At 71.0% G+C, this 15,377-nt stretch carries 17 protein-coding genes and 1 pseudogene; 8 read left to right on the forward strand and 10 right to left on the reverse strand.

What is annotated here, in order from left to right:
• The first annotated feature begins 24 nt into the window (after positions 1-24).
• The 3 genes from ACFYOB_RS15630 (at position 25) to ACFYOB_RS15640 (ending at position 1,744) form a co-directional block, all read left to right on the forward strand.
• Positions 25-720, forward strand: coding sequence for a hypothetical protein (locus ACFYOB_RS15630; protein ID WP_388560063.1), 696 nt, complete (start codon positions 25-27; stop codon positions 718-720).
• A 192-nt stretch (positions 721-912) separates the two neighbouring features.
• Complete coding sequence (locus ACFYOB_RS15635) at positions 913-1,314, forward strand: hypothetical protein (protein ID WP_388560065.1); 402 nt, start codon at positions 913-915, stop codon at positions 1,312-1,314.
• Positions 1,315-1,345: 31 nt separating this feature from the next.
• On the forward strand, positions 1,346-1,744 hold the full coding sequence (locus ACFYOB_RS15640; RefSeq protein ID WP_388560067.1) for a VOC family protein: 399 nt from the start codon (positions 1,346-1,348) through the stop codon (positions 1,742-1,744).
• Here the strand turns inward: ACFYOB_RS15640 and ACFYOB_RS15645 are convergent.
• Positions 1,708-2,535, reverse strand: a complete 828-nt coding sequence (locus ACFYOB_RS15645; protein WP_388560069.1) for a DUF4239 domain-containing protein — start codon at positions 2,533-2,535, stop codon at positions 1,708-1,710. The genes ACFYOB_RS15640 and ACFYOB_RS15645 overlap by 37 nt on opposite strands.
• Positions 2,536-2,625: 90 nt before the next feature.
• Positions 2,626-2,883: a hypothetical protein gene (locus ACFYOB_RS15650; protein ID WP_388560071.1), complete on the reverse strand. Its 258-nt coding sequence runs from the start codon at positions 2,881-2,883 to the stop codon at positions 2,626-2,628.
• Positions 2,884-2,946: 63 nt separating this feature from the next.
• Here ACFYOB_RS15650 and ACFYOB_RS15655 point away from each other — a divergent pair, with 63 nt between their 5' ends.
• Both ACFYOB_RS15655 and ACFYOB_RS15660 read left to right on the forward strand, forming a co-directional pair.
• The gene (locus ACFYOB_RS15655; protein ID WP_388560073.1) at positions 2,947-3,159 is read left to right on the forward strand and encodes a type II toxin-antitoxin system RelE/ParE family toxin; all 213 of its coding nucleotides are present in this window, start codon (positions 2,947-2,949) and stop codon (positions 3,157-3,159) included.
• Between the two features lie 53 nt (positions 3,160-3,212).
• Positions 3,213-3,374, forward strand: a pseudogene (locus ACFYOB_RS15660) (helix-turn-helix domain-containing protein); the annotation flags it as partial.
• 90 nt (positions 3,375-3,464) lie between these two features.
• Here the strand turns inward: ACFYOB_RS15660 and ACFYOB_RS15665 are convergent.
• Positions 3,465-5,036 carry an APC family permease gene (locus ACFYOB_RS15665; protein WP_388560075.1) on the reverse strand — a complete coding sequence of 524 codons (1,572 nt, stop codon included), beginning with the start codon at positions 5,034-5,036 and terminating at the stop codon, positions 3,465-3,467.
• A 286-nt stretch (positions 5,037-5,322) separates the two neighbouring features.
• Here ACFYOB_RS15665 and ACFYOB_RS15670 point away from each other — a divergent pair, with 286 nt between their 5' ends.
• Positions 5,323-5,949, forward strand: coding sequence for a hypothetical protein (locus tag ACFYOB_RS15670; RefSeq protein WP_388560077.1), 627 nt, complete (start codon positions 5,323-5,325; stop codon positions 5,947-5,949).
• Positions 5,950-6,018: 69 nt separating this feature from the next.
• Here the strand turns inward: ACFYOB_RS15670 and ACFYOB_RS15675 are convergent, their stop codons facing one another.
• The 5 genes from ACFYOB_RS15675 to ACFYOB_RS15695 all read right to left on the reverse strand — a co-directional run bounded on the left by ACFYOB_RS15675 (position 6,019) and on the right by ACFYOB_RS15695 (position 12,451).
• Complete coding sequence (locus ACFYOB_RS15675) at positions 6,019-7,485, reverse strand: aldehyde dehydrogenase family protein (protein ID WP_388560079.1); 1,467 nt, start codon at positions 7,483-7,485, stop codon at positions 6,019-6,021.
• Positions 7,482-9,221: an amidohydrolase family protein gene (locus ACFYOB_RS15680; protein ID WP_388560081.1), complete on the reverse strand. Its 1,740-nt coding sequence runs from the start codon at positions 9,219-9,221 to the stop codon at positions 7,482-7,484. The genes ACFYOB_RS15675 and ACFYOB_RS15680 overlap by 4 nt, the downstream gene beginning before the upstream one ends.
• A gap of 247 nt (positions 9,222-9,468) precedes the next feature.
• Entirely contained in the window at positions 9,469-10,590 is a 1,122-nt protein-coding gene (locus tag ACFYOB_RS15685) for an LLM class flavin-dependent oxidoreductase (protein WP_388560083.1), read from the reverse strand.
• 116 nt (positions 10,591-10,706) lie between these two features.
• Positions 10,707-11,492, reverse strand: a complete 786-nt coding sequence (locus ACFYOB_RS15690; RefSeq protein ID WP_388560085.1) for an SDR family NAD(P)-dependent oxidoreductase — start codon at positions 11,490-11,492, stop codon at positions 10,707-10,709.
• Positions 11,493-11,503: 11 nt separating this feature from the next.
• Positions 11,504-12,451 (reverse strand): LLM class F420-dependent oxidoreductase, encoded by a 948-nt coding sequence (locus tag ACFYOB_RS15695; protein ID WP_388560087.1) that lies wholly within the window; start codon positions 12,449-12,451, stop codon positions 11,504-11,506.
• 170 nt (positions 12,452-12,621) lie between these two features.
• Between ACFYOB_RS15695 and ACFYOB_RS15700 the strand changes: the two genes are divergently transcribed.
• Positions 12,622-13,536, forward strand: coding sequence for a hypothetical protein (locus ACFYOB_RS15700; RefSeq protein WP_388560088.1), 915 nt, complete (start codon positions 12,622-12,624; stop codon positions 13,534-13,536).
• Positions 13,537-13,546: 10 nt separating this feature from the next.
• Positions 13,547-14,245, forward strand: coding sequence for a hypothetical protein (locus ACFYOB_RS15705; RefSeq protein WP_388560090.1), 699 nt, complete (start codon positions 13,547-13,549; stop codon positions 14,243-14,245).
• Here ACFYOB_RS15705 and ACFYOB_RS15710 read toward each other — a convergent pair.
• Both ACFYOB_RS15710 and ACFYOB_RS15715 read right to left on the reverse strand, forming a co-directional pair.
• On the reverse strand, positions 14,217-15,053 hold the full coding sequence (locus ACFYOB_RS15710; RefSeq protein ID WP_388560092.1) for a hypothetical protein: 837 nt from the start codon (positions 15,051-15,053) through the stop codon (positions 14,217-14,219). The genes ACFYOB_RS15705 and ACFYOB_RS15710 overlap by 29 nt on opposite strands.
• Entirely contained in the window at positions 14,998-15,336 is a 339-nt protein-coding gene (locus ACFYOB_RS15715) for a sensor histidine kinase (RefSeq protein WP_388560094.1), read from the reverse strand. Before ACFYOB_RS15715 ends, ACFYOB_RS15710 begins: the two co-directional genes overlap by 56 nt.
• Between the last annotated feature and the right edge of the window lie 41 nt (positions 15,337-15,377).

Here is a 15,377-nt window from a genome sequence, read left to right on the forward strand (position 1 = left end):
ACGACGTGGGTGGAGGGTGCCGGGGTGGACGAAACCCGGACGGCCGAGCGCAGGAAGCAGGCTTTCGAGGGCCTTCCGCCGGGTCCGGCGCGGACCCGCAGCAGCCTGGTCTGGGCCGCGCTGATTCCGGTGACGGCCACGGTCGGCGGCTTCCTCGCCCAGTACCCGTACGGCCTGCTCTGGCTCGGCGTGCTCCTCGTGCTCGCCGCGGCCGGGATCGGCGCGGGCGTGGCGGGTACGGGCTGGAACCGGGCGGGAGTCGCCACGGTCGTCGGCTTCGGGACCATGGCACTGGGCGTCTTCGCCGGTCCCAGCCTGTACGAGGCCTACGCGACGCAGCTCGGCGAGCGGGTCGACGCGGTGGTCGTCGAAACCGGCGAGCGGCCCGGCCTCAAGGGTGACGCCCTGTCCTTCTGCCGCGTGGCCGACGCCTCGGGCACGGTCCGGGAGCTCGGCCAACAGCAGAACTGCTTCGGCAAGTTCGAGAAGGGCCAGCACGTCGTCCTGTTCGAGGACCCGCTCGGCATGCTCGACCCGAGGGTCGAGGCCACCGGCGACCGCACCTTCGACCCCCTCGGCCCGAGCATCAGCGCAGGCCTCTTCCTCCTGGTCGGCGCGTCCATGTTCTCGGGCGGCATGCGACGCCGCTCGGACCGGGACCTGTTGGAGGAACACCGCCGCAAGCACGGCCCGCCCTGGCGGTCCGGGGCATCGGCCTGACCGGTATGCCGAGGGGCCCGGCCGATCTCACGATCGTGGCGCGGCTCCGCCCGGACGCTGGGGGCGCGCGGTCGGGTCGTCGCGCGCTCCACGCGTTCCGAGCGCCCCCGAACGTGCCTTTCTGCTCCCCCTCGGGGCATGGCAACGTCAGCGCCCCCGGTGGGAGCCGGGGACCACAGGGGAGGAACTCATATGAACCGCAGCCTTCGGCTCAAGGCCGTCCTGTCGGCCGCCGTGCTCGCGGCCACCGCACTGGTGCCGCTCGCGGCGACATCGGCGCAGGCCTGGCCCACCAGCGGAAGCGTCCGCCTGCAGGGCAAGATCGGCTGCAACTACGCGGCGTCCAACACGGTCAAGTGGGCGTGGGTCTCGGGCAGCAACGGGGAGAGCGGCTGGGCGGCGCTGGGTTCGGGCGGCATGACCCGGCCCTACAGCTTCCAGTTCAACCGGGTGCCGACGTCCACCATGACGGTCACGGTGAAGTGGGGGTGCGCGACCGACGGCGAGCACAGCACCCAGTTCGGGCTGAACCGGCCCGCCACGGGAACGACCGCGACCCGCAACATCTGCTACTGGTCGCCCTGTTGGATCTGACGTCCGGCGCGGCCGCCGTAGGCTGCGACGCATGATCGATTCACATGCCCACGTACGCGTCGCCCGGCCGTCCCTCGACCTCAAGGCCGCCGAGCGGTTCTACGTGGACGGGCTCGGACTCGAAGTGCAGTGGCGCAGCGCCGCGAGCGCGCCCGGCGCGCACGACCTGTTGATGGTCGGGCCCGCCGGGGGCGCCTGGCACTTCGAGCTCACCCGGGACCCGCAGAACCCGGTGCTCCCCACGCCCACCGTCGACGACCTGTTCGTGATCTACCTCGGCGAGGAGCCCGACGAGGCCCTCGTGCGGCGGCTCGTCGAGCACGGCGGGACGCGCGTGGCCGCCCACAACCCGTACTGGGACGAGTGGGGGGTCACCGTCGAGGACCCCGACGGCTACCGGCTCGTGCTCTGCTCCCGCTCCTGGGGCTGAGGGGCGGCCCAGAACTGCGACAGGGCCGCCTCCTTGTAGGGCGCCGGGCTCACGCTCAGGTCGCCCGCGAAGGGGCGGTCCAGCGCCACCACCAGCAGCAGGCTGAAGCCGATCAGCCCCGCCACCGCCGACACGAACAGCAGCTGCATCTTCAGACTGCGCAGCCCGAACAGGAACGTCAGCGGCAGGATCACCAGTGCCCCGCCGTACACGAGCACTTGCAGCAGGACCGGCAGAGAGGTCTCGGCCATCGTGATGCGGGCCCGGCGCTGCGCGGCGACGTCGTTGAGGTGGGTGACCGCTTCGGCGTAGAAGGTCTCGGCGCGGGTGCCGGCCGGCTCGTACGCCTGGAGGGCCCGGTAGAGGTCGTGCGTCTGCGGCGCGGTCGCCTCGTAGCTCGGCCGGCCGTCGCGCATCAGCGGCCACTGCACCTCGACGACGGCGTGCGTGTACGCGCTCACCGCTTGATGCACCCGCGCGCGGTCGGCCGGCGGGAAGGTGTCGGCGCTGCGCACGACGAGGGCCAGGTCGGTGGCCTCGGTCGCGACGATGTTCTGGGTGTTCTCCAGCTGGGTCCAGAGGGTGACGACGACGAAGGCGAGGATGATGCCGTAGATCGCGCCGAACATGCCGAGCGCGACTCCGACCATCTCGTTGTGCTCGCCCTTGGCGAGGTGCGGGAAGCGGCGCCGGGCGGTCAGGCTCCCGGCCGCGGCAAGGCCCGTGAGACCGCCGACGAGGAGGACGGCGATGACCAGAGTGCTGACGTGATTGAGCAACCAGAGGATCATGCGCTGCTCAACGAGCGCCCCCACCCGAAAGCCCCGCCGACCCGGCGGTCACTCTCCGGGTCGGCCGTGAGATGCCCGTACCGGCTGGGGTCAGCCGACCTTGGGGGTCTTGGGGAGCCCGGACAGGGCCGTACCGGCGCCCGCCGTGGCGGAGCCGGCCGCCGCGGTCGTCGCGCCCACCGCCAGCTTCGTGTCCTGGACGGTCTGGGCCGGGTGGTCGACGATCTCGCCGAGGCGCTGGGCGATCGGGGGACCCTGGACGGCGGGCTCGTCGGCGTGGGCGGCGACGGGGGTGAGTGCGAGGGCGGCGCCGCCGGTGAGGACCAGGGCAGAAAGGGTTCGCTTCATGGCGTTCATGCCCGGCCCAACGACCCCGCCGCACCTCGGGTCACCGCTCACCCCCACCTCCGAGTGAGACCGCACCTGTTCACCCTCCAGGACCGCCCAACGCTCATCCAGATCAGCAAGGCCATCACGGCCCTGAGGCAAGAAGGCCCGGCGATGGGCCGCCCACTGGTGGACACCGTCAAGGGGTCCCGTCTGGCCAATCTCAAGGAACTGCGCCCCGGGTCGGCCGGCAGCAGCGAAGTCCGGCTGCTGTTCGTCTTCGACCCACTGAGGTGAGCAGTGTTCCTCGTCGGCGAAAACAAGGCCGGTGACTGGCAAGGCTGGTACCAGTGGCCGAGGCCATGGGCGTCACCCAGGCGCGGGTCTCGCGGATCGAGAACGGCGAGCTCCAACGCAGCGAGGTCGAGACGCTCGCCGCCTACGTGCGCGCCCTGGGCGGCAAGCTGAAGATCGTGGCCGAGTTCGGGGACGAGCAGTACGTCCTCGGGTGACGCGCGGTCGCGGCGGGAACGACCGAGGCCCCGGATCGGGGGTCCGATCCGGGGCCGCGGGGATGACTCGGCGGGTGGGGCGGGGGTGGGTCAGTCCTCGACCACCAGGGCCGGGGTGGACTTCGTCAGGACCTCGCCGCGGAAGAAGGCCGGGCTGCGGCGTTCGGTGACGAACATGACGGCCAGGCCGAGGGCCAGCAGGCCGACGCCGATGACGAAGACGTTGCCGACGCCCAGGCCGGGGATGGTGGAGCCGGAGCCGTAGGAAGGGTCCCAGGCGTCGTACAGGGTCTTGAAGAAGACCGCGGCCAGCAGCAGGCCGCCCAGGACCGGGAAGACGCCCTTGAAGAAGAGGTCGCGGGCGCTGCGGCGCAGGTCGCCGCGGAAGTACCAGGCGCAGGCGAAGGCCGTCAGCGAGTAGTAGAAGCAGATCATCAGACCGAGCGCGAAGATCGTGTCGGTCAGGACGTTCTCGCTGACCAGGCTCATGACGGTGTAGAAGGCGCCGGTGGCGATGCCCGCCACGACCGTGGCGCGGCCCGGGGTCTTGAAGCGCTCGTGGACCTTGGCGTACGAGGCCGGCAGCGCCTCGTAGGTCGACATGGCCAGGACCGTACGGGCCACCGGGATGAAGGTGGTCTGCAGGGAGGCGGCGGCCGAGGCGAGGACGGCGACGAAGAGCAGGATGCCGAGCAGCGGGCCCATGACGGGACCGGCGAGGGCGGCGAAGACGTTGCCGGAGGTCTCCTCGTTGGCGAGGCCGAGGCCCGCACCCCCGGCGCCGACGGCCATCTGGGCGGCGACGCCGGTGGCCAGGTAGGAGCCGACCAGGACGACCATCGCGATGAGGGAGGCGCGGCCCGGGGTCTTGGCGGAGCCGGTGGTCTCCTCGTTGGTGGCCAGGCACGCGTCCCAGCCCCAGTACATGAAGATCGAGAGCGAGAGTCCGGCGGTGAAGGCCGCCATGGACTCGACCGCGAAGGGGTTCATCCAGGACCAGGAGAAGTCCAGGCCGGTGTCGAAGGTGCCGGCGGAGGCCTTCTGGAGAGCCATCGCGACGAAGACGGCGAGGACCAGGAGCTGGAGCCCGACCAGCGCGTACTGGACGCCCTTGGTGGCCGTCATGCCGCGGTAGCTGATGGCGGTCGCGACGGCGATCAGGGTGAGGCAGGTGGCGATGTGGACGAGCTTGTTGTCGTCCAGGGCGGCGATCGACGGATCGCTCGTGATCTCGCCGGCCAGCAGCCAGAAGTAGGAGGTGGCGACGCCGGCCAGGTTGGAGAGCACGATGATCGTGGCGATCACCAGACCCCAGCCGCACATCCATCCGATCCGCGGGCCGAAGGCCTTGACGGTCCAGGTGAAGGAGGTGCCGCAGTCCGGCATGGCCTTGTTGAGCTCGCGGTACGCGAAGGCGACCAGCAGCATCGGGAGGAAGCCGGCCAGGAACACCGCCGGCATCCGGACGCCGACCTCACCCGCCGTGGAACCGAGGGTCGAGGTCAGGCAGTAGACGGGAGCGACGGTGGAGATGCCGATGACGGCGCTGCCCACCAGCCCGACGGACCCCTTGCCGAGGCCCTTGCCGCGCACGTCGCCCTCGCCCCGGGCGATGCCGTCCACCGTGTCTCCGGCCTGGGGCCGGACGTCCAGCTGAGTCATGTGCCAGGACGTTAGACGGTGCGTTTTCCACATATGGAGGACTTAAGTCCGCATCAGAAGAGCGCCGAACCCCTTGGAATCCGGAGGTGGATTCGGTTGATGAACGCGCAATACAAGGTTCCCTCGGAGATCCAGCCGCGGTTCAACAGGCACCGGACGCGGGGTTCCGTTATGCGGAAACCGTACCCTTGTCCGTTTCGCACCCTTTCAACTTTCCTGTGTGACCGCGGCCACTCCCCCTCCACCGGCTTGCCGTGCTCATGATCATCGCCCTAGAGTCCCAGCCGTGCGCATCAAGTCACTGGTCACCACGGTCACTGCCCTCACGGCTCTCCTCACCCTCACCGCCTGCGGAGGCGAGGGGAGCGACAACCCGGCGCTCGGCGGAATCAGCGGAGGTAACGACGGCGTCCCGCAGAAGAACGGCGGGGTCGACGGATCGGTCCCCAAGAGCGGGACGGGCTTCAAGGGGCTGCCCAAGGCGGGGTCCATGGCCGGCGCCGCCCGCCTCATCAACGGATTCACCAAGTGCGACCAGGTCAGCCCCGAGAAGAATTCGAGCGAGGCCCCGGACGCCAAGTACGGAGCGACCTTCTCGGTCACCGAGCGCGGCTACTGCGGACGACGCAACGTCACCTCCATCTTCATGATCAAGGACGCCAAGACCTTCCAGACCGCCTACAAGGCCGAGGTCGACAAGGGCAAAGAGGGCGGGAACGTCAACAGCGGGCCCATCATCGGCCAGGACTTCGCCGCCGGATCCGAGAGCGAGGAAGCCATGAGCGCCATGCTCTCCCCGCAGAGCGGACTGCTCATGCTGAACTGCCACGCGGAGTTCAACCCGCCGAGCGGCTACCGGAAGGAACCCGCCCTGGTGAAGGGCTGCGTCCTCACCGACTACTACAAGGACTGACGACGGCCCGGTCGGGGGAGAACGGCCCGGTCGGGGAGAGCGGACGAGCCCCCGACCCGGCCATCACCCTCAGCCGCTCCAGACGATCGACTGCATCTCGCTGTACGCGTGCAAGGCGTACGAGCCCACGTCCCGGCCCACGCCCGACCTCTTGAAGCCGCCGAACGGCGCCTCCATGTTCCGGCCGATGGTGTTGACGCCCACCCCGCCCGACCGCAGCCGCCGCGCCACGCGGAACGCGCGTGCGGAGTCGCCGGACCACACGTAGCTGAGCAGGCCGAAGTCGCTGTCGTTGGCCAGCTCGACGGCCTCGTCCTCGCCCCCGTCGAAGGGCACGACCACGACGACCGGGCCGAAGATCTCCTCCCGGACCACGCGCATGTCGTTCGTGCAGTCCACCAGCAGGGTCGGCGCCACGTAGAAACCGCGGCCGTCCCCGACGACCGGGCGCTCGCCGCCGTACGCGATCCGCGCCCCCTCCTTGCGGCCCAGCTCGACGTACGACTCCACGCGGTCCCGGTGCGCCGCCGAGATCACCGGGCCCACCACCGTGCCCTGCACCTTCGGGTCGCCGACCTTCATGAAGGCCAGGTAACCGGTCAGCTTCTCGACCAGCTGCTCGTAGACCGATCGGTGCACGATCACCCGCGTCGGAGCCGTGCAGATCTGCCCGGAGTAGAAGGAGAAGGTCGTCCCGATCCCCATCACCGCCGCGTCCAGGTCGGCGTCCTCCAGGACGACGGCCGCGCCCTTGCCGCCCAGCTCCATCAGCTGCCGCTTCATCGTCCGGCCGCAGACCTCCGCGATGCGCCGGCCGACGCCCGTGGAACCGGTGAAGGACACCATGTCCACGTACGGGGAGTCCACGGCGGCCTCGCCGACCTCCACCGCCTGCCCGCCGACCACGTTCACCACGCCCGCCGGAACCCCGGCCTCCGCGAGTGCCTCGGCCATCTTGAACACCGACAGCGGGTCCTGCGGGGCCGGTTTGACCACCACCGTGTTGCCCATGGCCAGGGCCGGGGCGACCTTGCCCGCCGGGTTGGCCCACGGGTTGTTGTACGAAGTGATGCAGGTGACCACGCCGACCGGCTGGCGCACCTCCAGCGCGCCCAGGATGGACGCCTTCCCCATCGGGCCGGCCTCCGTGACCTGCGGCGGCAGCCCGCGCTCGACCGGTTCCAGGGCCCCCTTCGCGTACCGCCGGAAGCGCGATACCCCGACGCCGACCTGCATCCCGCGCGCGATGCCCGTCGGCGCGCCCGTCTCCGCCCGGGCCAGGGCCGCCCACGGCTCGAACTCCCGCTGGATGATGTCCGCGGCCCGGTCGAGGATGGCCGCCCGCTCCTCCGGGCTCGTACGGGACCACGCGCCGAAGGCCTCGGCCGCGGCGCGCGCCGCCTGCTCGACCTGGGCTCGCGAGGCCTCGGGCGCGAGCCCGGCCACCGACTCGTCCGCCGGGTCGATCACCTCGTAGTGGCCGCCGTCGGGTTCCACCCACTCGCCGCCGATGAAGAGCCTCTGCGCTCCGGTCACCGTGTGCTCACCGTCCTCGTGTCCCGGCCCGACCGGAGCACGACGCCCGGAATCGCGCCCGTCACCTCGTCGTCGCGGATGGTCTCCACGCCGTTGACCCGTACCGAGACGATCCCGATGGCCCGCGCGTCCAGCCGCGGGCTGTCCCCGGGCAGGTCGTGGACCAGCGTCGCCGGTCCGGCATCGATGCGCGCCGGATCGAAGAGCACCAGGTCCGCGTGGTAGCCCTCGGATATGCGGCCGCGCTCGCGCAGCCCGAACAGCTGGGCCGGGTCGTCGGTGAGCATCCGCACCGCCTGCTCCAGCGGCACCAGCTTGCGGCCGCGCAGGCAGTCGCCGAGGAAACGGGTCGTGTACGGGGCTCCGCACATCCGGTCCAGGTGCGCGCCCGCGTCGGAGCCGCCGAGCATGACGTCCTCGTGCTGCCAGGTCTCGGCGCGCAGCGCCCAGCTGGCGGGGTCGTTGTCGGTGGGCATCGGCCACAGGACCGTACGGAGGTCGTCGTTGGCGCAGATCTCCACCAGGCAGTGGAACGGGTCCTGTCCGCGCTCGGCCGCGATGTCGCGCACGACGCGGCCGGAGAGGCCCTCGTTCTCCTTGCTGTACGTGTCGCCGATGACGTAGCGGCCGAAGTTGGCGAGGCGCCGGAAGACGCCGGCCTCCTTGCTGTCGGCGCGGCGCAGCATCTCGGCCCGCACGTCCGCGTCGCGCAGCTTCGCGATCCGCTCGGGGACGGGCAGGGCGAGGACCTCGCCCCAGCCGGGGATGAGATTGAGCGCGCAGAAGGTGCCCAGCGACATGTTCATGGGGGTGAGGATCGGCATCGTCAGCGCCACGATGCGGCCGCCGGCCTTGCGGGCGCGTTCGCTGGGGATCAGCTGGCGCGGGACCCTCTCGGGGACGGAGGCGTCGATGGTGAGGACGTTCCAGTTCAGGGGCCGTCCGGCGGCGGCGCTCATCTCGACGAAGAGGTCGATCTCCTCGTCGGAGAACTGGTCGAGGCAGCCCGCGACGATCGCCTCCAGCTGGGTGCCCTCGTGTTCGGCGACGGCCTTGGAGAGCGCGAGGAGTTCGCCGGGCCCGGCGTGCCGGGAGGCGACGGGGGCGCCGGCGCCGTCGGAGTGCGTGGAGGACTGGGTGGTGGACAGGCCCCAGGCGCCGGCGTCCATGGCGTCGTGGAAGAGGTCGATCATCTGCTGGAGCTGCTCGGGCGTGGGCTGCCCGCCGACCGCGTCCTCGCCCATGACGTGGCGGCGCAGTGCGCAGTGGCCGACCATGAAGCCGGCGTTGACGGCGATCCGGCCCTCCAGGGCGTCGAGGTACTCGCCGAAGGTGGACCAGGTCCAGTCGACGCCCTCCTCCAGGGCCTTGAGGGCCATGCCCTCGACCTTGCTCATCATGCGGCGGGTGTAGTCGGCGTCTTCCGGGCGGGCCGGGTTGAGCGGGGCCAGCGTGAAGCCGCAGTTCCCGCCGGCGACGGTGGTGACGCCGTGGTTCATGGAGGGGGTCGCGTACGGGTCCCAGAACAGCTGGGCGTCGTAGTGCGTGTGCGGGTCGACGAAGCCGGGGGTGAGGACGAGGCCGGTGGCGTCCTCACTGGTGCGGGCCTCTTCGGTGACGGTGCCGGGCGCCGCGATGACGGCGATCCGGCCGTCGCGCAGGCCGATGTCTGCGACGCGGGCGGGGGCGCCGGTGCCGTCCACGACGGTGGCGCCCTTGATCAGGTGGTCGAGCATGACGTCCCTTCGCACTTTGAGCCCCGCCGGCGTCTGAGGCGCGGGTCCGGGCAGAGCCCGATGCCCGGCGGAGCCGGGTTTCCTGGGGCTCCGCCCCAGACCCCGCGCCTCAAACGCCGGCGAGGCTGGATTGGGCTCGTGCCCCGGCCAGAGGCCGCCGGGCGACCGCGGCCTCGGCATGGCCTCCGGCCGGGGCCGGTGCGGGACGGCGGTCCGGGAAGACGCCGTCCCCGTTCTCCCCGCCGGGTCAGACGGCCTGGCGGAAGCGCGTCGTGCGGTGGACCGGGTCCGTGTCGATCTCCGGGATCACGTGCTCGCCGATGAGCTTGATCGTGGTCATCGTGTCCTCGTACGACACCCCGGTCGGCAGGCCGAAGGACAGCTGGTCCGCGCCCGCCTGTTCCCAGCGCTTGCACTGCTGGAGGACCTCCGACGGGTCACCGCAGATCAGCAGCTCCTCGGCGATCAGCAGCTCGATGATCTCCGCGTTGTACTCCGGCAGCAGCTCCGGCCACTGCGGGATGGCCTCCGGCCGCGGGAAGGTGTCGTGGTAGCGGAAGACCAGCGACTGGAAGCGGTTCATGTTGGCGTTGACCGCGATCTCGACCGCCTTGTCGTGGGTCTCGGCGCATATCGCGGTCGAGGTGACCATGACGTTGTCGTTGACGAAGGCGCCGATCGCCTTCGCCTCCTGGATCGCCGTCTTGTACTGATCCAGCACCCACTCCATGTCCGAGACCTTCTGGACGCTGAAGCCGAGGACCCCGAGCCCCTTCTTCGCAGCCATCGCGTACGAGGACGGGGACCCGGCGGCGTACCACATGGCCGGGTGCGCCTTGCCGTACGGCTTGGGGAAGACCTTCCGCGGCGGCAGCGACCAGTGCTTGCCCTGGAACCCCTCGTACTCCTCCTGGAGGAACATCTTGGGGAACTCCGCGATGGTCTCCTCCCAGATCTCCTTCGTGCCGTTCATGTCCTCGATGCCGGGCAGGAATCCGAGGATCTCGTGGCTGCCCGCGCCGCGGCCGGTGCCGAACTCGAAGCGGCCCTTGGAGAGGTGGTCGAGCATGGCGACCTTCTCGGCCACCTTCACCGGGTGGTTCACCGGCGCGAGCGGGTTGAAGATGCCGGAGCCGAGGTGGATCCGCTCGGTGGCGTGCGCGAGGTACCCGAGGAAGACCTCGTTCGCCGAGAGGTGCGAATACTCCTCCAGGAAGTGGTGCTCGGAGGCCCAGGCGTACTTGAAGCCCGACTTGTCTGCCTGGATGACGTAGTCGGTCTCCTCGATCAGCGCCTTGTGCTCTGCCTCGGGGTCGACCTTGGACCGTGACTCGGCCACGTATCCCTGCACGAAGAGCCCGAATTCCAAGGGGGTTCACCGTCCTTTGATTTCTGACGTTGCGTCAGATTCGATGTCTCGACTGTTCCATCGGCGGGGGCGGAGCGTCAATACCTGACGCTCCATCAGATATGGCTGGAGGGCGGCTAGAGGATGCTGACGCCGGCCATCCAGCCGCCGTCGATCACGAACGGCTGGCCGGTGATGTACGAGGAGTCCTCGCCGGTAAGGAAGAGGGCGAGCTTCGCGATCTCCTCCGGCTGCCCCACCCGCCCCATCGGGACGACCCGCTTGTACAGCTCCGCCATCGCGTCCCTGGCCTCGTCGGTCATGTTCGCCGGGTCCAGCAGGCCGGGATTGGCCATCGGGGTGTCCACGGCGCCAGGACACATCGCGTTGACCCGTATCCCCTTGCCGGCCAGCTCCAGCGCGGCCACCCGGGTCAGGCCGAGGATGGCCGCCTTGGTCGCGGCGTACGTGCCGACGTACGCCATGCCCGTCAGGCCCGTGTACGAGGAGGTGTTGACGATGGTGCCGCCGCCGGCGGCCTCGATCTCGGGGGCGACCGACTTGATACCGAGGAAGGCACCCACCTGGTTGACCTGGACCACCTGCTGGAACTCCTCCAGCGGGGTCGCGGTCAGCTCGTTGAAGCGCAGGATGCCCGCGTTGTTGACCAGGCCGTCGACCGGGCCGAAGGCCTCCTTCGCGGCGGCGACCGCCCCGGCCCAGTCCTCCTCGCGGCTCACGTCGAGGCGTACGTACCGGGCCCGGTCCTCGCCAATCTCCTTGGCCACGGCGGCGCCCTGCTCGTCCAGCACGTCACCGAGGAGCACCTTGGCCCCCTCGGCGGCGAAGAGGCGGGCCTCCTGCTCGCCCTGGCCCCGTGCGGCGCCGGTGATGATCACGACGCGCCCGTCCAGCTTGCCCATGGTCACGACTCCTAGTCGTTGAGAAGCGGGGCCACCTCGGCCCCGAAAGCGGTGATCTGGTCGACGAGTTCGGCGCGGTCGCGATTGCGGAACCGGACCTGGATCTGGTCGACGCCGAGCGCCTTGTACTCCCGCAGGGACTCGGCGAGCGCCTCCGCCTTGCCGGTGAGGGCGCGGCGGCCGGTGTCCCAGCCGGGCTCGCCGACGTACAGCGGCTCGGTGATCGCGCCGATCTCGACGGGTGCGGTGACTCCGGCCGCCTCGCGGAGCTCCTTGATACGGGCGATCTGCGCCGGAAGCCTGTCGCGCGGGTCGCCCTGCGGGAGCCAGCCGTCGCCGCGGACGGCGGCCCTGCGCACGGCGGCGGGCGAGGAGCCGCCCACCCAGACGGGGATCCGCTCCTGGGCGGGCCGAGGCAGCTGGCCGAGGTCCTTGAAGGAGAACAGTTCGCCCTCGAACTCCGGGTACTCCTCGGGCCCCAGCGCCGCCCGCAGCGCGTCGAGCGTCTCGTCGAGGACGGCCCCGCGGCGGGCGAAGTCCACGCCGAGGATCTCGAACTCCTCCTGCACGTGCCCGGCGCCGACGCCGAGGATCAGCCGTCCGCCGGAGAGGTGGTCGAGGGTGGCGTACTGCTTGGCGCTGATCAGCGGGTGGCGCAGGCCGAGGATCGCGACGTGGCTGAGCAGCCGCACGTGCTCGGTGATGCCGGCGAGGAAGGACAGGGTGGCCACCGGGTCGTACCAGACGGTGCTCATGGGTCCGGCGAGCCGGCGCGGGACGGCGACGTGGTCGCAGGTGGCGACGTAGCCGAAGCCGGCCCGGTCGGCGGCCCGCGCCACCTCGGCGAGATCGGCGGCGGTGGCCGACGCCTCCCAGGGCTCGGCGTAGATGGTGCTCTGCGACTGGACCGGGAGCTGCATCCCGTGGACCAGCCGACCTTCCGGAAACACGCGCGCCATGGCGGACCCGCCTCGCCTTCGACTAGTCGTCTGCTTCGTCGGCTTCGACTGCTGCGTCTGCCGATTCGTCATTCGGTGCCGGGCCATCGTCGTAGCTGACGGACCGTCAGGCAAGGGGTCCGACCGGCCCGGCCCCGCCGATGTCGGTGGCGTCCGGTTCAATGCCCGTCATGGACGAACAGGAAGAACTCCTCTCGGCCGTCCACCACCTGCTCTGGCCGGGTACGGGCGATCTGGCGTGTGACGAGGCAGGACATCCGGCGGGACACGTGTGCCTGGCGCTCTCGGACGAGAACGACCTCGCCGCGCTCCAGGAGGCGCTCAGCGGGCGGTACGGACAGCCGCGCGACCTCGCCACGGGCGGGTACGCCGATCCGACCGTGAGCGTGCGGACCGGGCTGCCGCTGCTGGCCCCGTTCGGCGAGCGGATCGTGGAGATGCGCGCGTGGGCACACGCGGGCCGGTGGATCGGCTGCGGCGCCGCCCGCTTCGACGACCGGGTGCGGCTCGTGGCGCTGGTCGCGAAACGGGAGGACCCGGCGGCGGACCTGGCGGAGGTGACGTCCTGGGTGGACGGGGTCGTCGCCGTCACGGGATGGGACACGACGCGCGCGCGTACGGTCGACTGGGCGGCGGTCGAGGCCCGGATCGGGACCGCGCTGCCCGGCGACTACAAGCAGCTCGCCGAGCTGTTCGGGTACGGCGCCTTCGACGGATACCTCCGGCTCCACATACCCGACGCCCCTTTCAGGAGCGACGACATCGCCTTGCACACACAGTTCCTGGGCGAGTGGGCCAAGGCGCACGACAGCGGTCTGTGGGAACCGTACGAGGTGTACCCGGCCCCCGGCGGGCTGCTGGAGTGGGCGTCCTCCGAGCAGGCCGACCAGTTCTTCTGGCTCACCGAGGACCCGGACCCCGACCGGTGGCCCATCCTCATGAAGGAGGACGTCCCCGACTCGTGGCGGCGGTTCGACGGGACGACCGCCGAGTTCGTCCACCGCCTGCTCACCGACCGGCGGCACCCCTTCGCGACGGCCCGGTACTTCGATACCCACTGGTTCCAGAGCTACGAGACCGCCTAGGGTGCGGCGGATGGACCTCATTCTCACGCTGGTCAGCGGGATCGCCTGGACCGTCGTGTACGTGGAGGCGATCCGCGTCGGGCTGCGCGACCGGACGTACTCGATGCCGCTGGCCGCCCTCGCGCTGAACTTCGCCTGGGAGTCGGTCTACGCGGTCCGCGATCTCGCGACCGGGGTCTCCCCGCAGGGCGTGGTGAACGTGGTGTGGGCGGCCGCCGACATCGTGATCATCGCCACGTATCTGCGGTTCGGGCGGGCCGAACTGCCGCGGTTCGTGACCCGGCCGCTCTTCGCCGCCTGGTCGATCCTGGTGTTCGGTACCGGGTTCGCCGTGCAGGGGCTGCTCCTCGCCCACTTCGGGGCGCACGACGCCTCCCGCTACTCGGCGTTCCTGCAGAACCTGCTGATGTCGGGTCTGTTCATCGGCCTCTACGCCGCCCGGCAAGGGCCGCGCGGACAGTCCCCGACCATCGCCGTCGCCAAGTGGCTGGGCACGCTGGCCCCGACCCTGCTGTTCGGCGTGCTGGAGCACTCGCCCTTCATCCTCGGGCTCGGTCTCCTGTGCAGCGTCTTCGACCTGGTCTACATCGGGCTGCTGCTCAGCGGCCGCCGCCGACCGGACCGGACGGGGACAGGGGCAGGGACAGGGGCAGGGGCCGCGGATCCGGCACCCGCTCCGGTCAGAAGCCTTCCGGACCCATCACGATGACCGGCTTCGCCGCCGGATCGAGGGTCTCCAGGACCTTCTTCATCGCCTCCTTCGGGATGCCGACGCACCCCTGGGAGGGACCGTCGTGGTCCACGTGGAGCCAGATGTTGCCGCCCTTCTCCTCGCCCTCGGGCTTGGCCTGGTCCAGGGGCGAGCGGCCCGGCCGACGGTTGAAGTCGATGGCGACGACGTAGTCGAAGGACCCCGCCAGGGACTCGCCGTTCACCCCGCGCCCCGAGGCGACGAAGGCGCGGTCCTTGTCGTAGGGGAGCCGGGTGCCGGGCGGCGGCGCCAGCAGGCCGCCCGCCTCGGTCAGCGCGAACACGCCCTGCGGAGAGGTCAGGTCGCCGTACGTGCGCTCCGCGGTCGTGGACCAGCCCTTCGCACCGTTGCGGGCCGGCCAGCTCTCGGCTCGCGCCCAGTCGGCGCCGGCCGCGGGGCGGGTGTAGAGCGTGGCGGTGGACTCCGAGGAGTCCGGGGCCTTGCCGGTGACCAGGACGAGCTGACGGGACTCGGCCGGGATCTGCGCCCGTGTCTGCTCGCTGATGCCGGTCAGGCCCTGGAGGGCGTCGCGGGGGATGTCGCGGTGGGCGTCGCGCGCCGCGCGGTCCGCCGCCGGCGGCCGGTGGTCCGCCCACGCCTGCGGCGCGCTGCCGACTGCCTTCTGGTCGACGGTGTATACCCAGCCCGCGGCGAAGGTCACCAGGCCGAGGGTGGCGGCGAGGACCACCCGGCGGGACGAGCCCGACGTCTTACGGGGTCGGGCGGGCGTGCGGGTACGGGAGCGGGCTCGGCGGTGCTTGCTCATTGAACCGACCGTACATCAGCAGGTCTTCCGTGCGGCTGAACGCTGCCCTGCCGTATCGGGCGTTTCCCACCGGGAATCCGACCCGTACCGTCAGGCCGCCGCCCGGCGCCGGGTTGGCCCGTGCGGTCAGCTCCGCCCCGTGCGCCCGCGCGGTCGAGGCGGTGATCGAGAGCCCCAACCCGGCGGCCTCGCCTGCGGCGTGCTGCCGCTGCGCGCGCCGCCGGAAGGGCTCCAGGAGCCTCGGCGCACCGGCCGGATCGATCACCGGGCCGGTGTCCGACACCGTCAGCCCCCCTTCTCGGCGGAAGCGGCCCGGGCGAGCCG

Source organism: Streptomyces sp. NPDC006463 (assembly GCF_042870715.1).
Lineage (GTDB): Bacteria > Actinomycetota > Actinomycetes > Streptomycetales > Streptomycetaceae > Streptomyces.